Origin of the sequence: Sneathiella sp., assembly GCF_036960985.1 — a bacterium.
In the GTDB taxonomy this organism is placed as follows: Bacteria; Pseudomonadota; Alphaproteobacteria; order Sneathiellales; family Sneathiellaceae; genus Sneathiella.
Window position 1 is genome coordinate 17,204 of sequence record NZ_JBALWD010000036.1, and the last position, 18,760, is coordinate 35,963.

Here is an 18,760-nt window from a genome sequence, read left to right on the forward strand (position 1 = left end):
GTCCTATTTGCGAAGAACAGCAATCATTTCAACATGTGGCGACCAAAGAAATTGATCAACTGGTTGAACGAACTCTAATTCATAACCTGCAGAAATTAAGTGAGAGATATCTCTGGCAAACGTCACGGGATTACAAGATAGTGCCACAACTGTACCTACTGAACTTTCGGCAATCTCTTCAACCTGCGCTTTTGCACCGGCACGCGGCGGATCAAACAATAAACCATCGTAGTTCTTGAGTTCATTAGTGAAAAGAGGGCGACGAAATAAATCACGAACTTCCGTACTGATTGGAAGAATATTTTTATTTGCGGATCTCTGCAACGCAGAAATCAACTCTTCATCGCCGTCGACCGCATGTACCTTTGATAATCGCGATAGAGGAAAGGCGAAACTACCGCAACCCGCAAACAGATCGACAACATTACTACAATTTTTCAAAGCTTCCTTTGCGATTGCAACCAAAGCCTCTTCGCCTGCAGTTGTTGCCTGTAAAAACCCACCGGGAGCGAGCGTGACGGGGATATCGCCCATTTGAACGTTTGCGGGCTTTATTGCGGAAACGACTTCAGGAATGTCCTTTTCCTTTTGTCGCCAGGCGATACGGGAGAGAGAGTTTTGGGTTGCAAAATCAGCAAGTAGCTGCCGCGCTTCCAACGTTAATTCGATTTCAGCAGTTACCAGAATATCGGGTCCATTGTCTGTCGCTGTTGCTGTGATCCGTGCACTACTGTTGCGCTGCATTAAAACAGGAAGAGCAGATCGGAATGGTTTGATCAATGCGAAAAGCGATGGATGAACAAGTGGGCAATCGCCGACGTCAAAGACCTGATGACTACGCCGAACGTGGTAGCCGATCATAACTCCCTTTTTACGTTTTGATGCGACGAATTCAACACGTCGCCGGCTATGTGCGGGGCTGCTGATTGTCGGATGTATTTTAGCGTTAGTAATACCGCACATAGACAAGCAATCGACAATTCTCTGACGTTTCCAATTGGCCGTAAAATTTGCGTCTAGATGCTGCAAAGAACAGCCACCGCACGTGCCAAAATGCTTGCATTCCGGTTGTACACGGAGAGGGCTGGGGGCAAGAATTTCTTGAATCTCCGCCATATGACCTTGACCACGCGCTTCGCCTTCAATCACGGTAAGCTGATCATCGGGTGCTGCAAAGGGAACATAAAAGGTTTGACCGTCTTCAATGGCGACACCGTCACCACTTCCGCCAATATGGTCAATCGTGAGATTAAGCGGCATAATTCGCTCCCAGCAAAAATTCCGTATTGCCATCACTTCCTTCTATGGGGCTTTCTATTATTCCCAAAGAACGCCAGCCAGTTAGAGAATTTATCCAGTTTGTCATTTCGATAGGAACGGAACGAACCAAATCGGGGTCTCTAACGATACCACCTTTACCGACATTTCCTTTTCCAACTTCAAATTGCGGTTTAACGAGCGCGAGCAATATGGCGCCATCACGACACAGGTTAAGCGCGGCAGGCAGTGCCAACTTCAGTGATATAAAACTGACATCAGAGACGACAATATCTAGGGGCTCAGGTATCAAAACAGATGTAAGGGCCCGGGCATTCGTTTTTTCCAGATTAATAATGTGCTCGTCCTCTGCGATCAGCGGATCGAGTTGGCCATGGCCAACATCAACCGCATAAACTCTTTTGGCTTCATGTTTTAAGAGTACTTGGCAAAACCCGCCCGTTGAAGCGCCAATATCGGCTGCAGTCATTCCTTTTGGATCAATATTGAAATGGTCAAGGGCGGCCAGAAGTTTCAACGCTCCGCGACCGACCCATTCAATATCTGGCGCATCAATTGTGATTGGAATATCCAGGCCAACTTTTTTCGTCGGTTTTCGCATCGTGGTGCCATCGATAAGGACGTGGCCGTTTTTAATGAGATCTTGGGCGCGTGCACGGCTTTTTACCATACCTCGACGAACCATCTCCAGGTCCAAGCGTTGTGTGGGCGCGTTGAAATCTATCATTAAACCGCGGAAAGATTAGTGCGCGTCTGGTCGCCAGACTTAAGAGCTTCTAGAACTGTCGACACCATATGCTGTGAGGTTAATCCCGCTTCTTCATACATTGCTTCGATTTTATTTTGATCGATGAAATGGTCTGCCATACAGAGCGGGCGAACCTTCAAATCGCTATCCATCAAGCCATTCATGGCAAGAAATTGCAGTACATGGCTCCCGAAACCTCCAATGGCGCCATCCTCAACCGTCAACAAGACATCATGAGATGAGGCAAGATTACGAATTAATTCCTCATCAAGAGGTTTGCAGAAGCGTGCATCAGCAACTGTCGTCGAAATACCTTTAGCCTCCAGTTCTTCGGCGGCCAGCATAGCCTCTTTCAAGTGTGTGCCCAGCGATAATATCGCAACGCGATCACCCTGTTTCAGGATACGACCCTTGCCAATTTCAAGAATGTCGCCCGTCTCCGGTAAATCAACACCAACGCCTTCACCACGAGGATAGCGAAATGCGCAGGGGCCATCATCATAGGCAGCGGCGGTTGCCACCATATGTTTGAGCTCAGCTTCATCAGCTGGTGCCATTACCATCATGTTAGGTAATGTTGCCAAATATGTAATATCAAAGGATCCTGCATGGGTCGCGCCGTCGGCACCGACCAATCCTGCGCGATCAAGGGCGAAGCGAACAGGAAGGTTCTGGATTGCCACATCATGCACAACCTGGTCATAAGCTCGCTGCAAAAAGGTGGAATAAATAGCAACAAAGGGTTTCATGCCTTCTGTTGCCATCCCAGCTGCGAAAGTGACGGCATGTTGCTCAGCAATACCTACATCGAAACAACGATCTGCGAAACGTTTCTGAAATTGATCCAATCCCGTTCCGTCTGGCATTGCGGCGGTTACAGCAACAATTTTGTCATCTTTTTCGGCCTCTTCCATCAAGCTTTGCGCGAAAACCTTTGTATAGGATGGGGCGTTGGGAATAGCTTTCGCCTGTGCGCCCGTAACGACGTCGAATTTTGAAACACCGTGATACTTGTCAGCCGCGGCTTCGGCAGGCGCGTAGCCTTTGCCTTTTTGGGTAACGCAATGGATAAGAATGGGTCCATTCTTGGAATCCCGTGCATTTATCAAAACCGGTATAAGATGCTCTAGATTGTGGCCATCAATTGGGCCAACGTAATAGAATCCCAGTTCTTCAAACAAGGTTCCTCCGGTAATCATACCGCGGGCAAATTCCTCTGCGCGTCGCGCTGTCCGTTCTAAAGGATCCGGCAGCATTGCGGCGAACTGCTTGGCAATTTCTCGGATACCGCGATAAGGCTTTCCAGATAAAAGTCTGGATAGATAGGCACTCATAGCGCCGACGGGAGGGGCAATGGACATATCATTGTCATTGAGGATAACAATTTGTCTGGCATCCATGGCACCTGCATTATTCATGGCTTCGTAGGCCATTCCTGCGCTCATGGCGCCATCTCCTATGACGGAAATGACGTTATTTTTACGTCCTTGGAGGTCCCGGCCGACAGCCATTCCCAAGCCCGCGGAAATTGACGTTGATGAGTGTGCCGCACCAAAAGGATCATAGGCACTTTCGGCTCTTTTGGTGAAGCCTGACAGGCCGTTTGGTTGCCGCAAAGTCCGGATACGATCCCGCCGTCCGGTAAGGATTTTATGAGGATAGCACTGATGCCCAACGTCCCATATTAATCTATCTTCGGGCGTGTTAAAAACATGATGAATAGCAACGGTTAATTCAACGACACCTAGGCCCGCACCCAAATGACCACCTGTTACGGAAACAGCATCAATGGTTTCCTGCCGGAGTTCATCTGCCAGTTGGCTCAGTTGGCCCATTGAAAATTCCCGGGTATCTTTCGGCTCGCTCACCAGATCCAACAGGGGTGTATGCAGTCTTTTTGTCACGTTACTAAACCACTCTTATTTTTTGCGCCCAATAGCGAACGCTGCAGCCTGACGCAGTAAATCTGCCTTTGGGCCGAATATGTCAAGATGCTTTACAGCTTGGTCTGCTAACATAGACGCGTGAATTTTGGCTTCTTCAAGTCCCATGAGCGACACAAATGTGGCTTTTCCAGCCGCTTCATCTTTACCAGCAGCTTTACCCAGCTGCTCTGTTGTCCCTTCAATATCTAGAATATCGTCCGCAATCTGGAATGCTAAACCTAGATCATGAGCGTAAGCTTTAAGGGCTAGTGTTTTGGCCGGTGGCGCGTGGCCCAATATTGCACCAGCCGCACAGGCAAACGAAATCAATGCACCGGTTTTAAGCTGTTGCAATCTGGTGATCGTGATGATGTCGATATCAACAGCATCTGCATACATATCCATGGTTTGCCCGCCAACCATACCTTTTACACCGATTGCACTCGATAACTTGGATACCAGGGATATTCGAACTTCCGGTGAAGGATGTGTATCCGCATGGCTTAGTATATCGAACGCGAGAGACTGTAGGGCATCGCCTGCTAATACCGCTGTCGCTTCATCATAGCGTTTATGGACAGTTGGAACGCCACGCCGAAGGTCATCATCGTCCATACAAGGTAAATCATCATGGATGAGGGAGTAGCTATGGATTAATTCCAAAGCGGCAGCAACACGGGTCGAATGAATTCGCGGAACTGAAAACAGGTCCGCACTTTGAATGACCAGAAATGCGCGAAGCCGTTTGCCGCCAGAAAGGACGCCATATCGCATCGCTTTGTAGAGCTGCTTTTCGAGTCCCTCATTGGTCGGCAAAAAATGCGCCAGTTCGGTTTCCATTAGTTCAGCGGTCTGACGAAGCGCTTTATGAAAATCATCTTCCATACAATTACTCAAATATCAGGTTTGACTGAACATACTCCAGTCGATAAAAAGTGACTATCCGTTTACTCGACATTCGCCGGTTGGGTGGAAAGCGAACCGTTCTGATTGACGATCTTATCCACCCGTTCCTGAGCGTTGCGGAGCTTTCCTTCACAATGTTGTTTTAAGGCCGAGCCGCGCGTATAGATATCAATTGACTGGTCAAGGTCCACTTGCCCTGAATCCAGTTTTTCTACAATTTTTTCTAGTTCTTGCAAAGCTTCTTCGAAGCTAAGAGCGGCAATTTCTTCCGGTATTTTTTGATAGTCGGCCATGGTTTCTCCTTTGTCATCTTATACCCTGCTCTCACCGGCGGAGCAACGCTTTCACATGGGCATTTACACCTTCTGAAAGCCCGTCGAGATCGTAACCGCCTTCTAGAGTAGATACGATCCGCCCGGAGCAGTATTTATTGGCAATTCTGATCAATTCTACGGAAATCCATTCATAATCTTCTGCGGTCAAATTAATGTCGGCAAGAGGGTCTTTCTCATGGGCGTCAAATCCAGCTGATATCAACAAAAGGTCCGGGTCGAATTCTTCGAGTGCTGGAAGAATGATATCCTGCATGGCAGCTTTAAACTTTAACCACCCGTCGCCGGCGGCAAGTGGAACATTGAAGATATTGCCAACGCCAGTTTCTGACGTATTGCCAGTGCCCGGATAAAAAGGAGCTTGGTGCGTTGAACCATAGAACAAATCTGGATCAGTCTCAAATATAGACTGGGTGCCATTTCCATGATGTACGTCAAAATCTATGACGGCGACACGCTTTAACTCATATTTCTTACGGGCGTATTTTGCGCCGATCGCGATGCTATTATACAAACAGAATCCCATGGCCTTGTCTGCTTCGGCATGGTGCCCTGGCGGTCGGGCAGCGCAAAAAGCATTCGCATTTTCCTGCGTCATGACAACATCGATCGCTGCGCAAACCGCCCCAGCGGCTCTAAGTGCCGCATTCTTCGAGCCAGGAGACATCTTCGTATCAGGGTCTAGCGCAATGATTCCGGCCGCTGGCGCCATTTTGTCGATATGATCCAGATATTCGGTGGTATGGGCGAGAGCCAGCATTTCGCGGCTGGCGAGTGGTGCATCTTGGCGATCAAGGTCGGGAAAATCTTCTAAATCTAGACGGTGGAGAACGGACCGTAATCGATCTGCTCTTTCAGGATGTCCGTCACCAGTATCGTGAAAAAGACAGTCGCGATGGGTAAAAAGATATGTTGTCATGCCGTCTCTTATAGGAAATGTTGTTAGGCTGCGTTACAGTATTTGCAGATTTTTTGGTTGCTTTTCAAGCAATACGAACACATTTCTGCATAATAGCAGTAAGAGTTAAACTTGGATCAAGATGAAAAAAACACAACAATTCGCCATCATACTGGTCGTTGTCGCCCTTGGTTATGCCGGCTGGCATTTTAAATCGGATCTCCCCTTTATTGGCGGAGAGCAAGTTGCGGCAGCGTCTAAGTCACGTGAACGGCCGCCGCAAGGCGTGATTGTGTCTGAAGTGTTTCGTAAGGAGCTCCCTCGCATCATTACAGCTGTCGGGACTGCGAAGGCTAATGAAGCTGTGGATATTACCTCCAAGGTATCCGGTATTATCAAAACATTGAATTTTTCTGAAGGTCAGGAGATTACGCGCGGAACGACGTTGGTGCAGTTGGATGACGCGGAATTTCGGGCGAACCTTACCGAATCAGAAGCCGAGCGGGATAATCGTCAAAAACTTTATGATCGGGCACTAAAACTTTACGAGACTAGAAATGTACCAAAGGCACAGGTTGATCTGTTGCTTTCTGAATTGCTGGCATCAGAAGCCAAAATCGCAGCGGACAAGGCGCGGATCAACGACTATGTCATCAAAGCGCCTTTTCCCGGCGTTCTTGGATTCAGGGAAGTAAGTGTGGGATCTCTCGTCAAGCCCGGTGATGTCATCACAACGCTAGACGATATGGAGCTCATTAAAATAGATTTTGATTTGCCGGAACGTATTCTCGCGGAAATTCGGCCTGACCAGGAATTTGAGGCGATCAGCGTTGCTTACCCTGACAGAGTTTTTGAAGGTGTCGTTGGAATCATTGCAACCCGGGTCGATGAAGTAACACGTGCTGTTCGTGTGCGTGGTTTTGTTCCCAACGAAGAAGGTTTGTTGAAGCCCGGCATGTTTTTATCCATACGCTTGCAAGTCAGTATTGATACCGATGCTCTAATGGCCTCCGAAGAAGCAGTTGTCACCACTATAAATGGCCATCATGTTTATGCCATAATCGACAATAAAGCTGTTCGAACACCGATAGAAATTGGGCGTAGAATCAGAGGCTTTGTAGAAATTGTTAATGGTTTAGATGAAAATGATCGAATCATTATTGAAGGTTTGCAGAAAGTAAAAGACGGATCGCCCGTTTTACCGACACTTGCTGCCTCAAAATCGGAAACGGTGTCGACGCAATGAGATTACCCGATCTTGCCATCAAACGGCCGGTTCTGGCCATCGTCTTTTCGTTGGTGCTGATCTTGTTTGGTCTGTTTTCCTATGAATCATTGAGTGTTCGCGAATATCCTGATGTGGATCGGCCAAATGTGTCGATAAGTACGGGCTACCGCGGCGCCTCGGCGGAGATCGTCGAAAGCCAGATTACACAGATTGTCGAAGATGCTGTCGCCGGTATCAGTGGAGTCAGCCGAATTGATTCGACCAGTCGCGAAGAATTTTCCTCTGTGAATGTCGAATTTAATCTTGGCAGGGATATTGAAGAAGCAACAAACGATGTTCGATCGCGAATTTCGCGAATTGTCAATACGTTGCCAGAAGAAGCAGACTCTCCCTTGATTTCGAAAACAGAGAGCGATGCGCGACCGATCATGTGGCTGTCTCTGACGAGCACGACCATGGATCAGCTTGAACTCACGGACTTCGCAGAGCGTAGCCTTGTGGATCCACTGTCGACAGTGGACGGTGTCGCATCCGTCCGTATTGGCGGCGCACGGCGGTTTGCCATGCGCATATGGTTGAATTCGCCGGCCTTAACCTCACGCCAGTTGACCGTTCAGGATGTGGAAAACGCGATCCGTGAGCAAAATGTGCAAATTCCCTCTGGCCGCATTGAATCAAGCATGCGCGAATTTTCGATCCGGACTCAGTCAGATTTAAAAACGCCAGAAGAATTTCGACGAATTATCTTGAAGAATGATGAGAACGGTATTGTTCGCCTCGGCGATGTGGCGGAAGTCGCCATTGACGCAGAAAGCGAACGAACAGCATTACGTGTGAATGGAGATGCCGCTGTTGGTCTCGGCGTGATACGGCAGTCCGGCTCCAATGTTCTTGAAGTGGCCAATGGCGTCAAGGTGATCGTAAACCGGTTAGAGCAAACATTGCCACCCGGTGTGGATATTCAGGTATCCTATGATCAATCTGTATTTATCAGCCAGTCCATCAAGGAAGTCTTTATCGCACTTGGCATAGCCATGGTGCTGGTAATCTTCGTCATATTCTTCTTTCTCCGATCGGTCCGTGCGACTTTCATACCGGCAGTGGCCATTCCAGTGTCAATAATCGCCACCCTGTCAGTTTTGGCACTATTGGATTATTCGGTGAATGTGCTGACCCTGTTGGCCCTGGTGTTGGCGATCGGATTGGTCGTCGACGATGCTATCGTCGTTCTAGAAAATATCCATCGCCGTATGGAGGCAGGGGAGCCGGCACTTCTGGCGGCGAGCCGCGGCTCAAAACAGGTTGCTTTTGCGGTTATTGCAACGACTATTGTTTTGATCGCTGTATTTATCCCCATATCTTTTCTGGATGGCACCACAGGACGTCTATTTAGGGAATTTGGTGTCGCTGTTGCTGCCGCTGTTATGTTCTCCAGCTTTGTCGCGCTGACGTTGACGCCTATGCTCTGCTCCAAGTTGTTGGTGGAGACCAAGAAAGAAGGGTGGTTTTACAAATCCACAGAGAAACTATTTGTCGGAATGTCTGTTGGCTATGGTTGGCTGTTGTCGAGGGTTTTAAAAATTCCCTATATTATTGCGAGCATTGCTGTTGCTTTGTCTGCACTCGCTTACAATTTCTATGAATTGATACCCAAGGAATTCGCGCCGACAGAAGATCGCGGCGTATTTTATATGCCCGTCTCCGCTCCGGAAGGGGCCAGTATGGAATATACCAAGCGCAATGTTCTGAAGATTGAAGAAATTTTTAATCCGTTGGTGGAAAGCGGTGAGGCGGAGCGCGTCTTTGCTTTTATCGGCACGTTCAGTCAGCCCGGCCCCGTTAATACAGCTTTCATGCTGACACGACTTGTTCCTTGGGAAGAACGTGATAGGTCACAACAGGAGATCGTCAAAAGCTTTTTCCCGGCGCTACTCGCTGTCCCTGGAGTGCGAGCCTTTGCCATTAATCCCGCGAGCCTCGGGCAACGGGGATTCCGAGCACCGGTCCAGATTATTCTGGGTGGCCCTTCCTATGACGTTATTAATGAATGGGCAGATCGGATCATTGAGCGCGCCTCTGAAAACCCGAACCTTCTCAATCTTGATAAAGACTATCAGGAAACACAGCCCCAAATCCATCTGGATATAGATCGTAATCGAGCTGCCAACTTGGGTGTCTCCCTTGAGAATATTGGCCGAACGCTCGAGACATTGATGGGTGCGCGCAACGTGACCACATACGATCAAGGTGGCAAGCAGTATGAAGTGATAGTTCAGGCGCGCGAAGAAGATCGAAGAAGCAAGGATGATCTGGATAATGTTTACGTCCGCTCTGATAGCTCTGACAGGCTGATCCCACTGTCAAATCTTGTTACATTGGAAGAAAAAGCAGGACCAGGTGAATTAAAACGGTCCGATCGATTGAGAGCGGTTCGGGTTACAGCATCGCTTGGGCCGGATTATACGTTGGGACAGGCGCTCGAGTATCTTGAGGAGCTGGCGCTTGAAGAAACTGGCGGAGAGGCTCGGATATCCTATGGTGGCCTAAGCCGTTCCTATAAGGATTCAAACACGGCGCTTACCTTTACATTTGTAACAGCCTTACTGGTGGTTTTCCTTGCACTTGCCGCTCAGTTTGAAAGCTTTATCCACCCGCTAATCATTATGACGACGGTCCCGCTGGCCATTACAGGCGCCCTTGGTGCGATTTTGGTGACGGGTTTGTCGCTCAACATCTACAGCCAAATTGGCATTATAATGCTCATCGGCTTAACCGCGAAAAATGCTATTCTTATCGTGGAATTTGCCAATCAATTGCGCGATGAGGGGGCAGATATTTTGACCGCGATACAAGAGGCGTCGGTCATTCGTCTTCGGCCGATATTGATGACGACCATTTCGACGGCTCTTGGCGCCGTTCCACTTGCAATGGCGACCGGTGCAGGTGCGGAAAGCCGCGAGGCCATTGGTATCGTCATTATTGGCGGCGTGATGTTCTCGACAATTCTTTCGTTGTTTGTCGTTCCGATATTCTATTTATTATTAGCCCGATTTAGTCGACCATCCGGATATTTATCGTCCCGTTTGAGCGAACTGGAAACCACACATGTTGATGCGAAAAGATAGCTTGTTTTCGCCTACGCCATAACCCTTATGTAACTGGGATACTCCAGAGGGAACGGAAGATATAATAGGGAACGTGATGAAATCTAAATTTTGTATATTGGCTCTAATTCTTGTGCTTTTCCTGCCTAATACGGGGCGAGCTCAATCTACGACGCCAGATCTAATGGGAACGTGGATTTCTGTGACGGGAGAGGTCGCCCACTGGTCGGGCACGTTGAAACATTTTGGCGAGCAAGTCGGTATTTTAAAAGTAGAGGAACAGCTGGGCGGTGTATTTCGGGGCCATATGGTCTACCAGAATGAAAAAAGTGGCCCAAAATTTGAAGGATCAGATGGCATTGATCATACGCTATCAGAACCTGTTCTCGGCGTAATTGATTGGGATGGAAAATCGGTTGTCTGGGTGGATAAAGATGATGAAACTGTCCATCGCGCGCGATTGGTCAATAGCCGGACGATGGAAGTGATAGCCTATGAACCAGGTGAGCATGCGGTGGTCAATCGCATGATCATGATTAGGAAATAAGACAGTATATGGAACTGTACGAATTTGATGAGGCTTGTAACGGGCTTGGACTTGCCTCTAAATGCTGTTTATATGTTCGGGGATGCCAGTAACAGTTGGCGCGCTATCTAAATGAGGATCGGGTTTAATGTCTGAGACACAAAAAGTTCTGTTGCTAACCGGCGCCAGTCGGGGCATCGGCCATGCGACTGTCAAACGCTTCAGTGCGGCCGGATGGCGTGTTCTAACAGTATCACGTCAGGCCTTTTCCGAGTATTGCCCCTGGGAAGGTGGCGAAAAAGATCATTTGAAAATTGATCTGGCAGACATAGACGGGCTTCCGAAAGCACTCGATGATATTCGGGAAAAACTGAATGGATCGCCCTTACACGCTTTGGTCAATAATGCGGGTATTTCCCCGAAGGGCCCGGACGGTGAACGCTTTAGTACCTTGAATTCCGCTTATAAGGATTGGCAGCATGTATATAATGTCAATGTTTTCGCGCCTTTATTGTTGGCGCAGGGTTTGTTTCAGGAACTTGTTGCCGCCAAGGGAGCTATCGTCAACGTGACGTCAATTGCCGGCGGGCATGTCCATCCGTTTGCCGGAGCCGCTTACGGTACGTCAAAGGCGGCGCTGGCGGCGATGACACGCGAAATGGCTTTTGATTTTGGACCTCATGGGGTCCGAGTAAACGCGATCGCGCCGGGAGAAATAGATACCTCCATCTTGTCACCTGGCACAGAAGACATGATCAAGGATATTCCGCTTCGCCGATTAGGACGACCAGAAGAAGTCGCGTCGACAATCTATTTCCTTTGTGACGCACCGTCCTCCTACGTAACTGGTGCCGAAGTTCATATTAATGGCGGTCAGCACGTTTGAGCAAACCAATTGGAGTTCTGCTGCGGGTCATTTGTCATATGAAAGAAATGCGATATAGTTCAGCCTCGTAGGATCATCTAGATTAACTATATGTTTTCGATGGAAGAGGAGGGGCTTATGACAGGCGAATTATTCTGGCTGGCGATGAGTGCAGCGCTGGGACTTATTCTATGGATTCCTTACACAGCGGCGGGCGCCGGTGTAGTGGGGCTTAAATCCGGGACAACTGATGTTCCCAACCATGCAGATTTTCCGGGATGGGCGCAGCGCAGTCACCGCGTTCATATGAATTTGGTTGAGTCACTGGCGCCGTTTGCGGTCTTGGTACTAATTCTGTCAGTTACCGGCAAGGCTGATGCCGCCACATCGACGGCGGCCGCGACATTCTTTTTCGCCCGTGTCGCCCATGCTATTATTTATACAATGGGAATTCCGTATTTAAGAACGGTCGCCTATACGGTGGGCTGGGTAGCCTGTCTCTATCTACTTTGGCAAATATTGGCTTAACGAATATGAAATTGCTGGAGAGGCTATGTGAAATAGTCCTCTCCATGCAAATCGGTGGCATAAGCCGGGCGCACTAACCGTCGCGCCAGTTTTCCTTGGACGCCATGGAAGCTACTGTATCCAAGCCGCGAGTGAAGCGATCAAACATCTCGTCGATTTCGCTTTCCGTTATGATCAGCGGCGGGCAGAGTGCCATGTTATCTCCCGCGACGGCGCGGCTGATGACGCCTTCTTCCTGCATGGCAAGATAGGCTAAGTGGCCAGCCTTGAACTTTGGATCAAAAGATCGTTTGGTTTTTTTATCGGCAACCAATTCGACGGCACCGATAAGGCCGCAAGACCGAACTTCACCGACGAGGGGATGATCAGCCAGTGCTGCAAATCGATCAAGGAAGCGATGTGAGACATGCTGAACATGTTCCAGAATATTGCGCTCCTCCATCAATTCCATTGTCCGCATGGCGACGGCTGCCGGCACGGGATGTCCGGAATAGGTGTAGCCATGTGCGAAAGCGCCATGCTTTTCGCTTTGTGAGACCATCCCGCGGAATATGTCTTCTGAAACCATGACGGCGGCAATTGGAAGATATGCGCTGGAAAGTGCCTTGGCGCAGGAGAGAATATCAGGCTGAATATCGAAAGTTTGCGATCCCCACATCGGACCTGTGCGCCCGAATCCGCAGATCACCTCATCCGCAATCATCAGAATGTCATACTTTTTAAGCACGGCTTGTATCTTCGCAAAATAAGTCACGGGCGGAACAATAACGCCGCCGGCGCCCATAATCGGTTCCGCGATGAAAGCGGCAACTGTGTCGGGTCCTTCCGACAAGATCAACTGCTCCAGATCGTCGGCCATACGGCTGGCAAATTCTTCTTCGTTTTCGCCATCTTTGCCATAACGGTAAAAATGCGGACAGCTGGTATGAAGAATTCCCTGGATAGGAAGATCGAAATCGTTATGTAGCGGCGGTAACCCGGTCATGCTAGCGGCGGCAACGGTCACCCCGTGATAGCCTTTCATACGGGCAATGATTTTCTTCTTCTTCGGCCGACCAAGGGCATTATTGTAATACCAGACGAGTTTGACGACCGTGTCATTAGCCTCTGAACCGGAATTCACGAAAAACGCCTTTGAAAATTTTACGGGCGCTATCTCGAGAAGTTTCTCGGCCAGGCGGATACTGGGTTCCGTAGATTTACTGGCGAAGGAGTGATAATAGGGAAGTTTTTGCATTTGCTCGATCGCCGCATTGATCAGCTCCTGTTCACCAAAACCAAAAGAGGTGCACCAAAGTCCGGCAAGGCCTTCGATATATTCTTTACCGCTATCGTCATACACATGGATGCCCTTGCCTTTCTCAATGATCAATGGTCCTTCTTTCTCGTGCTGGGAAAGATTGGTATAGGAATGGATCAGGCTTTTCGCATCGCGCGCGGCGAGAGAGTTTCCTTCAAAGAAGCTCGGGCTGGACATCGCGTTTTCCTCGACTAATGGTTGATTGAACTGCAGCCATATTTGTAAAGCCAATAATTACCTTCTGTCAAAGGCCGTTTTCAAATCTTGGTTGTATGCCAGCTAGGTTCATGGCTAAATATACGCAACGAAGGGAGATTTCAGTGATCGAAAATTTTGTGTTTACGGGTGCGGATGGCCTCAATATCCATACGAATTTCTGGCTTCCTGCAATGCCTCCCAAAGCCGTCATTCAGATTGCTCATGGCATGGCTGAACATAGTGCCCGGTATGACCGATTTGCGCAACTTCTGACGAAAGTGGGTTTTGCCGTTTATGCCAATGACCATCGCGGTCACGGCCAGAGCATATCGGCGGGGCAAACACCGGGTCACATGGCGGACGGAGATGGCTGGAACAAAGCTGTTACTGACCTTTACCTTCTCAATCAGGAAATTTCGTCCCGGCATCTGGGCTTGCCGGTCGTTCTTCTCGGCCATTCCATGGGCTCCTTTATGACGCAGCAATATATATCTGAGTACGGGGAAAGCATTGCCGCGGCGGCCTTGTCGGCGACCAATGGACCCCCGGGAGCGCTGGGGAAAATCGGGCAAGCCGTCACCAGATTGGAAAAATTGAGGGTCGGAGCCGATGGCCATAGTCCGGTGATGGCCGGAATGACTTTTAAGGCATTTAATAAAGCGTTCAAACCTAACCGGACAGAATTCGACTGGTTGTCCCGGGATGAAACGGAAGTCGACAAGTATGTTGCTGATCCGCTTTGCGGGTTCGAATGTTCTGTCGCGACCTGGATTGGTATGCTGGACGCCTTGACGCGTATCGCAGGCGAAACCGCCTTATCGAAGATACTGAAAGATTTGCCTCTTTATCTGTTCAGCGGAACCCATGATCCTGTCGGGGAGAATACAAAGGGCGTCAAACGATTGTTGGCGGCGTATGACAAACACGGATTCACGAATGTCCGTCATAAATTCTATGAAGGTGCCCGGCATGAAACATTAAACGAAATCAATCGAGATGAGGTGATGGCCGGTTTTGTCGCCTGGGCCAATTCCGTCGTCGACTAGCCCGCAGTTTTTTTTAATCGTTCCGTTTCGCGTTGTTTGATCATCCGCGACGTCAGGCGCGAACCATCGTCACTCCAGCCTGGCGGACCAAAACAATGCATAAAGGCGGCTTTGAGGCTTTTCGCCTGCCGAATGTCAGAAATAATTCCCGCCCATTCGTGAAAAGCGATAACCAGTGGATTGAAACTGGCGATTTGTTTGACAATTCCGTACCGGCACGGTTCTTTCTCGTCTTCAGGGACGAAACTGCCGAACAGCCGATCCCAAATAATGAAAACGCCAGCATAATTGGAATCCAGATACCGCGGATTAATGGCATGGTGCACGCGATGATGGGACGGCGTGTTCATGATCGCTTCCACCGGTTTCCACATTTTGTTAATTGCTTCGGTGTGGATCCAGAACTGGTATACGAGGCTGATGCCTTTTTGAAAAATGATAAGCGCCAACGGGAAACCGATCAGTGACAACAACAACCACGGTATCCAGGTGCCAGCGAAACTTCCCGTCCAGGTTTGCCGGAGCGCCGTGGATAAATTGTAATATTGGGACGAGTGATGATTAATATGGGCCGCCCACCAAAAGCGGTATTCATGGCTCAGGCGGTGAAACCAGTAGTAACAAAAATCCTCGGCGAAAAATACCAGGACAAATGCCCACCATTGGTAGCCGATATCAAAAATTCGATATTCATAAACCCATAAAGAAACCGCAGACACTAAACCCAGATTTACCAATCCTATGGCAAAGTTTCCAAGCCCCATGATTAAGGAAGCGGCACTGTCGCGCATTTCATAATTTGATTTTTTTGGCACGAACCGTCCGGTTAATGCCTCGGCGAGGATTAACAGGATAAAGGCTGGAATGGCGAAAGTGACCGGGTCAGGCAAATTCATCCCATTGCTCCTTCGGAAGATGGATTGTTGGCTTGAAAATCAAAAGGGGTGAGCAGTTTTACAGCCGCCGGCGGATGGGCGAAGCCTTGTCTGGGAAACTGGATATTGTAATCCCCATCAGCCTCTGATTTTTGAATTAAGTCAGATCGGCTAAAGGTCTGCAGAACCAGTTTATCGCCAAATGATCGGACCAAGCCAATATCATCCGTCTCCTGCCACGAAACAACTGCGGTTTTTTCGTTTCTGTCAATTTGTAGGCTCGCAATGTGCAGATGCGGCTCGTGCAAACTTAAAAAGCCACGAGCGGAATTTTCTGTAACCGCTGCCTGTCGGTGTCCTGAAACAGCTCGGATAAACAGCACAACAAGAAGCACGGCGAAGGCGGCGACCGGTAATAAAATAGCGGGGTCAATGATTATCGGAAGTCTCCTCTGATTCGTACATTGTCGTCTCAAATCTACGCATAATATCTATTTTTGACAAAAACTCCCATGATTTGCCTGCCTGACAGGCCAATTCCCCTACGCAAAGGTCTATTGGATTATCAGAATACTCGCGAATCTCGAAGAGACTTTACGGGCGGGCAGACGGGATTTATGCTGCGCAATCAATTAAGTAAACAAGTAATAACAGGGACCATAAAATGCTGGGCTTAATTCAGGATCGGCCGCTGCTGATCTCCTCACTTATCGAATATTCAGGTTTGAACCACGGGGATGTGGAAATTGTTTCGCGCTCCGTCGAAGGACCAATCCATCGTACCAACTACCGACAAGTAAATGCCCGGGCCAAAAAACTGGCGCTGGCTCTGGGACGGCTTGGTGTTGAATTGGGGGACCGTATCGGGACTCTCGCCTGGAATGGTTATCGGCATATTGAAATTTATTATGGTGTGTCGGGTATGGGATCTGTGTGCCATACGATTAACCCGCGCCTGTTCCCGGAACAGATTGCCTATATTGTCAATCATGCGGAAGACAAATATATATTTGTCGACCTGACATTTATTCCGTTGATCGAAGCACTGGTGGAGCATCTGGGGAATGTGAAAGGCTTTATCGTCATGACCGACGAAGCCCATATGCCTGAGAGTACGCTTGATAATCTGCTCTGTTATGAAACCCTCATTGAGGGCTCGGATGACAGTTATACGTGGCCGGATTTTGATGAGAAAACTGCCTCGTCGCTTTGCTATACTTCCGGGACCACAGGAAATCCGAAAGGCGTTCTATATACCAACCGATCGACGGTACTTCATAGCTTCGGTGTCTGTGCACAGGACGGGCTAGGCATCTGTAATCAGGATTCAATTCTGGCGGTTGTTCCCATGTTCCATGCCAATGCTTGGGGGCTCGTCTATGCGGCGGCCATGAGCGGTGCGAAAATGGTCATGCCGGGCGCGGCCATGGATGGCGCCTCCATATACGAGCTAATGGAAGCAGAAAAAGTGACCGTATCCGCTGGTGTCCCAACCATCTGGATGATGCTGCTGGCCCATGTGAAGGAGAATAACCTTAAATTCTCCAGTATGAAACGTACTGTTATTGGCGGATCGGCCGCTGCGCGAACGATGATTTCAACATTTGTCGAGGACTATGGTGTCAACGTTGTTCACGCTTGGGGCATGACGGAAACCAGCCCAATTGGTACCACGGGCAATTTGTTGAAGAAACATGCGGATCTGCCAGAATCTGACAGAATTGATATTCGGACAAAACAAGGGCGTATTGTTTATGGTGTTGAATTGAAAATCACCGATGATGACAATAAGGAACTTCCACGAGATGGCATAGCATTTGGAGATTTGAAAGTGCGCGGGCCGTGGATTACCAGTGGCTACTTCAGAGGTGAAGGCGGGGAGACGCTTGATGCAGACGGATGGTTCAGCACGGGCGATGTCGGAACGTTAGATCCGGATGGTTATATGCAAATCACCGATCGGTCCAAGGACGTGATCAAATCAGGTGGAGAGTGGATTTCCTCCATTGATGTGGAAAACGAAGCCATCGGTTGTCCGGGAATTGTTGAGGCGGCTGTGATTGCGATCCCGCACCCGAAATGGGACGAACGGCCATTGGTTATTGCGGTCAAAGAGCAAGGACATGCGGTCACGAGCGAAGATGTTATTGCTCACCTGAAAAACACCCTCGCCAAATGGCAATTACCTGATGATGTCGTCTTTGTGGATGAATTGCCGCATACAGCAACGGGTAAATTGCTAAAAACCAAACTCCGCGAAGATTTCAAGGACTATGTATTGAAGTCAGCATAAACCAACTCTCGTAAGTAATAGAAAAGCCGGGCGTTAGTCCGGCTTTTTTGTAGGAACAACGGTGCTGGAAAATAAAAATCGCTGTCTGGAACGATCGGTCTTGTATTTTCATTCAAACACCGTATGTCTGACGAGAACGTAAATAACCAAGGATTTAAAATGTCGACACTGAATAAGCAATACCGTCTCGCAGCGCGCCCTGTAGGGCTTCCCAAAGATAGTGACTGGGAATTCACAAGCACTGAAATTCCAACTCCAGGTGAAGGCGACGTACTGGTCAAAGTACATTATGCCTCCCTCGATCCGGCCATGCGCGGCTGGATGAATGATGGAAAATCCTATATTGCCCCTGTTGGCATTGGTGAAGTGATGCGCGCGGGTACCGTTGGTGAGGTTGTTGCCTCCAACAACGCCGGTTTTGCAGTAGGTGATTTCGTCAGCGGGATGCTCGGCATTCAACAATATGGTCTCTCCAATGGAACCGATTTAACAAAAGTCGATCCAAATCTTATATCGCTGGAAAATTATCTGGGCGGCGTTGGCATGCCTGGATTGACAGCGTATTTCGGTTTGCTCGATGTTGGTGCCATGAAAGATGGCGAAACGGTTCTGGTTTCCGGCGCTGCGGGCGCTGTTGGCTCCATCGTTGGTCAGATCGCCAAAATCAAAGGCGGAAAAGCCATTGGCATCGCTGGTGGTGCGGACAAATG

General features: G+C 48.9%; 16 protein-coding genes and 1 pseudogene. 8 read left to right on the forward strand and 9 right to left on the reverse strand.

What is annotated here, in order from left to right:
* Positions 1 to 3: 3 nt before the first annotated feature.
* The 6 genes from rlmD to V7723_RS16785 form a co-directional block, all read right to left on the reverse strand.
* Positions 4 to 1,260, reverse strand: coding sequence for a 23S rRNA (uracil(1939)-C(5))-methyltransferase RlmD (gene rlmD, locus V7723_RS16760; RefSeq protein ID WP_335685642.1), 1,257 nt, complete (start codon positions 1,258 to 1,260; stop codon positions 4 to 6).
* On the reverse strand, positions 1,250 to 2,005 hold the full coding sequence (locus tag V7723_RS16765) for a TlyA family RNA methyltransferase (RefSeq protein WP_335685643.1): 756 nt from the start codon (positions 2,003 to 2,005) through the stop codon (positions 1,250 to 1,252). The genes rlmD and V7723_RS16765 overlap by 11 nt, the downstream gene beginning before the upstream one ends.
* A complete protein-coding gene (dxs, locus tag V7723_RS16770) occupies positions 2,005 to 3,930 on the reverse strand; it encodes a 1-deoxy-D-xylulose-5-phosphate synthase (RefSeq protein WP_335685644.1) in 1,926 nt (641 codons plus the stop codon). The genes V7723_RS16765 and dxs overlap by 1 nt, the downstream gene beginning before the upstream one ends.
* Before the next feature lie 15 nt (positions 3,931 to 3,945).
* A complete protein-coding gene (locus V7723_RS16775) occupies positions 3,946 to 4,836 on the reverse strand; it encodes a polyprenyl synthetase family protein (protein WP_335685645.1) in 891 nt (296 codons plus the stop codon).
* 62 nt (positions 4,837 to 4,898) lie between these two features.
* On the reverse strand, positions 4,899 to 5,150 hold the full coding sequence (locus V7723_RS16780; RefSeq protein WP_335685646.1) for an exodeoxyribonuclease VII small subunit: 252 nt from the start codon (positions 5,148 to 5,150) through the stop codon (positions 4,899 to 4,901).
* A gap of 31 nt (positions 5,151 to 5,181) precedes the next feature.
* The gene (locus tag V7723_RS16785) at positions 5,182 to 6,108 is read right to left on the reverse strand and encodes a histone deacetylase family protein (RefSeq protein ID WP_335685647.1); all 927 of its coding nucleotides are present in this window, start codon (positions 6,106 to 6,108) and stop codon (positions 5,182 to 5,184) included.
* A gap of 121 nt (positions 6,109 to 6,229) precedes the next feature.
* Here V7723_RS16785 and V7723_RS16790 point away from each other — a divergent pair, with 121 nt between their 5' ends.
* From V7723_RS16790 to V7723_RS16810, 5 genes are all read left to right on the forward strand, one after another.
* Positions 6,230 to 7,333 carry an efflux RND transporter periplasmic adaptor subunit gene (locus V7723_RS16790; protein WP_335685648.1) on the forward strand — a complete coding sequence of 368 codons (1,104 nt, stop codon included), beginning with the start codon at positions 6,230 to 6,232 and terminating at the stop codon, positions 7,331 to 7,333.
* A complete protein-coding gene (locus V7723_RS16795) occupies positions 7,330 to 10,440 on the forward strand; it encodes an efflux RND transporter permease subunit (protein ID WP_335685649.1) in 3,111 nt (1,036 codons plus the stop codon). The genes V7723_RS16790 and V7723_RS16795 overlap by 4 nt, the downstream gene beginning before the upstream one ends.
* Positions 10,441 to 10,516: 76 nt before the next feature.
* A complete protein-coding gene (locus V7723_RS16800; protein WP_335685650.1) occupies positions 10,517 to 10,966 on the forward strand; it encodes a hypothetical protein in 450 nt (149 codons plus the stop codon).
* Between the two features lie 127 nt (positions 10,967 to 11,093).
* Positions 11,094 to 11,831, forward strand: coding sequence for an SDR family NAD(P)-dependent oxidoreductase (locus V7723_RS16805; RefSeq protein ID WP_335685651.1), 738 nt, complete (start codon positions 11,094 to 11,096; stop codon positions 11,829 to 11,831).
* A 117-nt stretch (positions 11,832 to 11,948) separates the two neighbouring features.
* The gene (locus V7723_RS16810) at positions 11,949 to 12,338 is read left to right on the forward strand and encodes an MAPEG family protein (protein WP_335685652.1); all 390 of its coding nucleotides are present in this window, start codon (positions 11,949 to 11,951) and stop codon (positions 12,336 to 12,338) included.
* A 73-nt stretch (positions 12,339 to 12,411) separates the two neighbouring features.
* Here V7723_RS16810 and V7723_RS16815 read toward each other — a convergent pair whose 3' ends face one another.
* Positions 12,412 to 13,815: an aspartate aminotransferase family protein gene (locus tag V7723_RS16815; RefSeq protein ID WP_335685653.1), complete on the reverse strand. Its 1,404-nt coding sequence runs from the start codon at positions 13,813 to 13,815 to the stop codon at positions 12,412 to 12,414.
* 143 nt (positions 13,816 to 13,958) lie between these two features.
* On the opposite strand from V7723_RS16815, the gene V7723_RS16820 reads away from it, so the two are divergent.
* Positions 13,959 to 14,882 carry an alpha/beta hydrolase gene (locus V7723_RS16820; RefSeq protein WP_335685654.1) on the forward strand — a complete coding sequence of 308 codons (924 nt, stop codon included), beginning with the start codon at positions 13,959 to 13,961 and terminating at the stop codon, positions 14,880 to 14,882.
* Here V7723_RS16820 and V7723_RS16825 read toward each other — a convergent pair.
* Complete coding sequence (locus V7723_RS16825; protein ID WP_335685655.1) at positions 14,879 to 15,778, reverse strand: sterol desaturase family protein; 900 nt, start codon at positions 15,776 to 15,778, stop codon at positions 14,879 to 14,881. The genes V7723_RS16820 and V7723_RS16825 overlap by 4 nt on opposite strands.
* Entirely contained in the window at positions 15,775 to 16,152 is a 378-nt protein-coding gene (locus V7723_RS16830) for a hypothetical protein (protein ID WP_335685656.1), read from the reverse strand. The genes V7723_RS16825 and V7723_RS16830 overlap by 4 nt, the downstream gene beginning before the upstream one ends.
* A gap of 269 nt (positions 16,153 to 16,421) precedes the next feature.
* Here V7723_RS16830 and V7723_RS16835 point away from each other — a divergent pair, with 269 nt between their 5' ends.
* Together V7723_RS16835 and V7723_RS16840 are read left to right on the forward strand one after the other, a co-directional pair.
* Positions 16,422 to 18,050, forward strand: a complete 1,629-nt coding sequence (locus tag V7723_RS16835) for a 3-(methylthio)propionyl-CoA ligase (RefSeq protein ID WP_335685657.1) — start codon at positions 16,422 to 16,424, stop codon at positions 18,048 to 18,050.
* A 159-nt stretch (positions 18,051 to 18,209) separates the two neighbouring features.
* Positions 18,210 to 18,760 (forward strand): annotated as a pseudogene (locus V7723_RS16840) (NADP-dependent oxidoreductase); the annotation flags it as partial.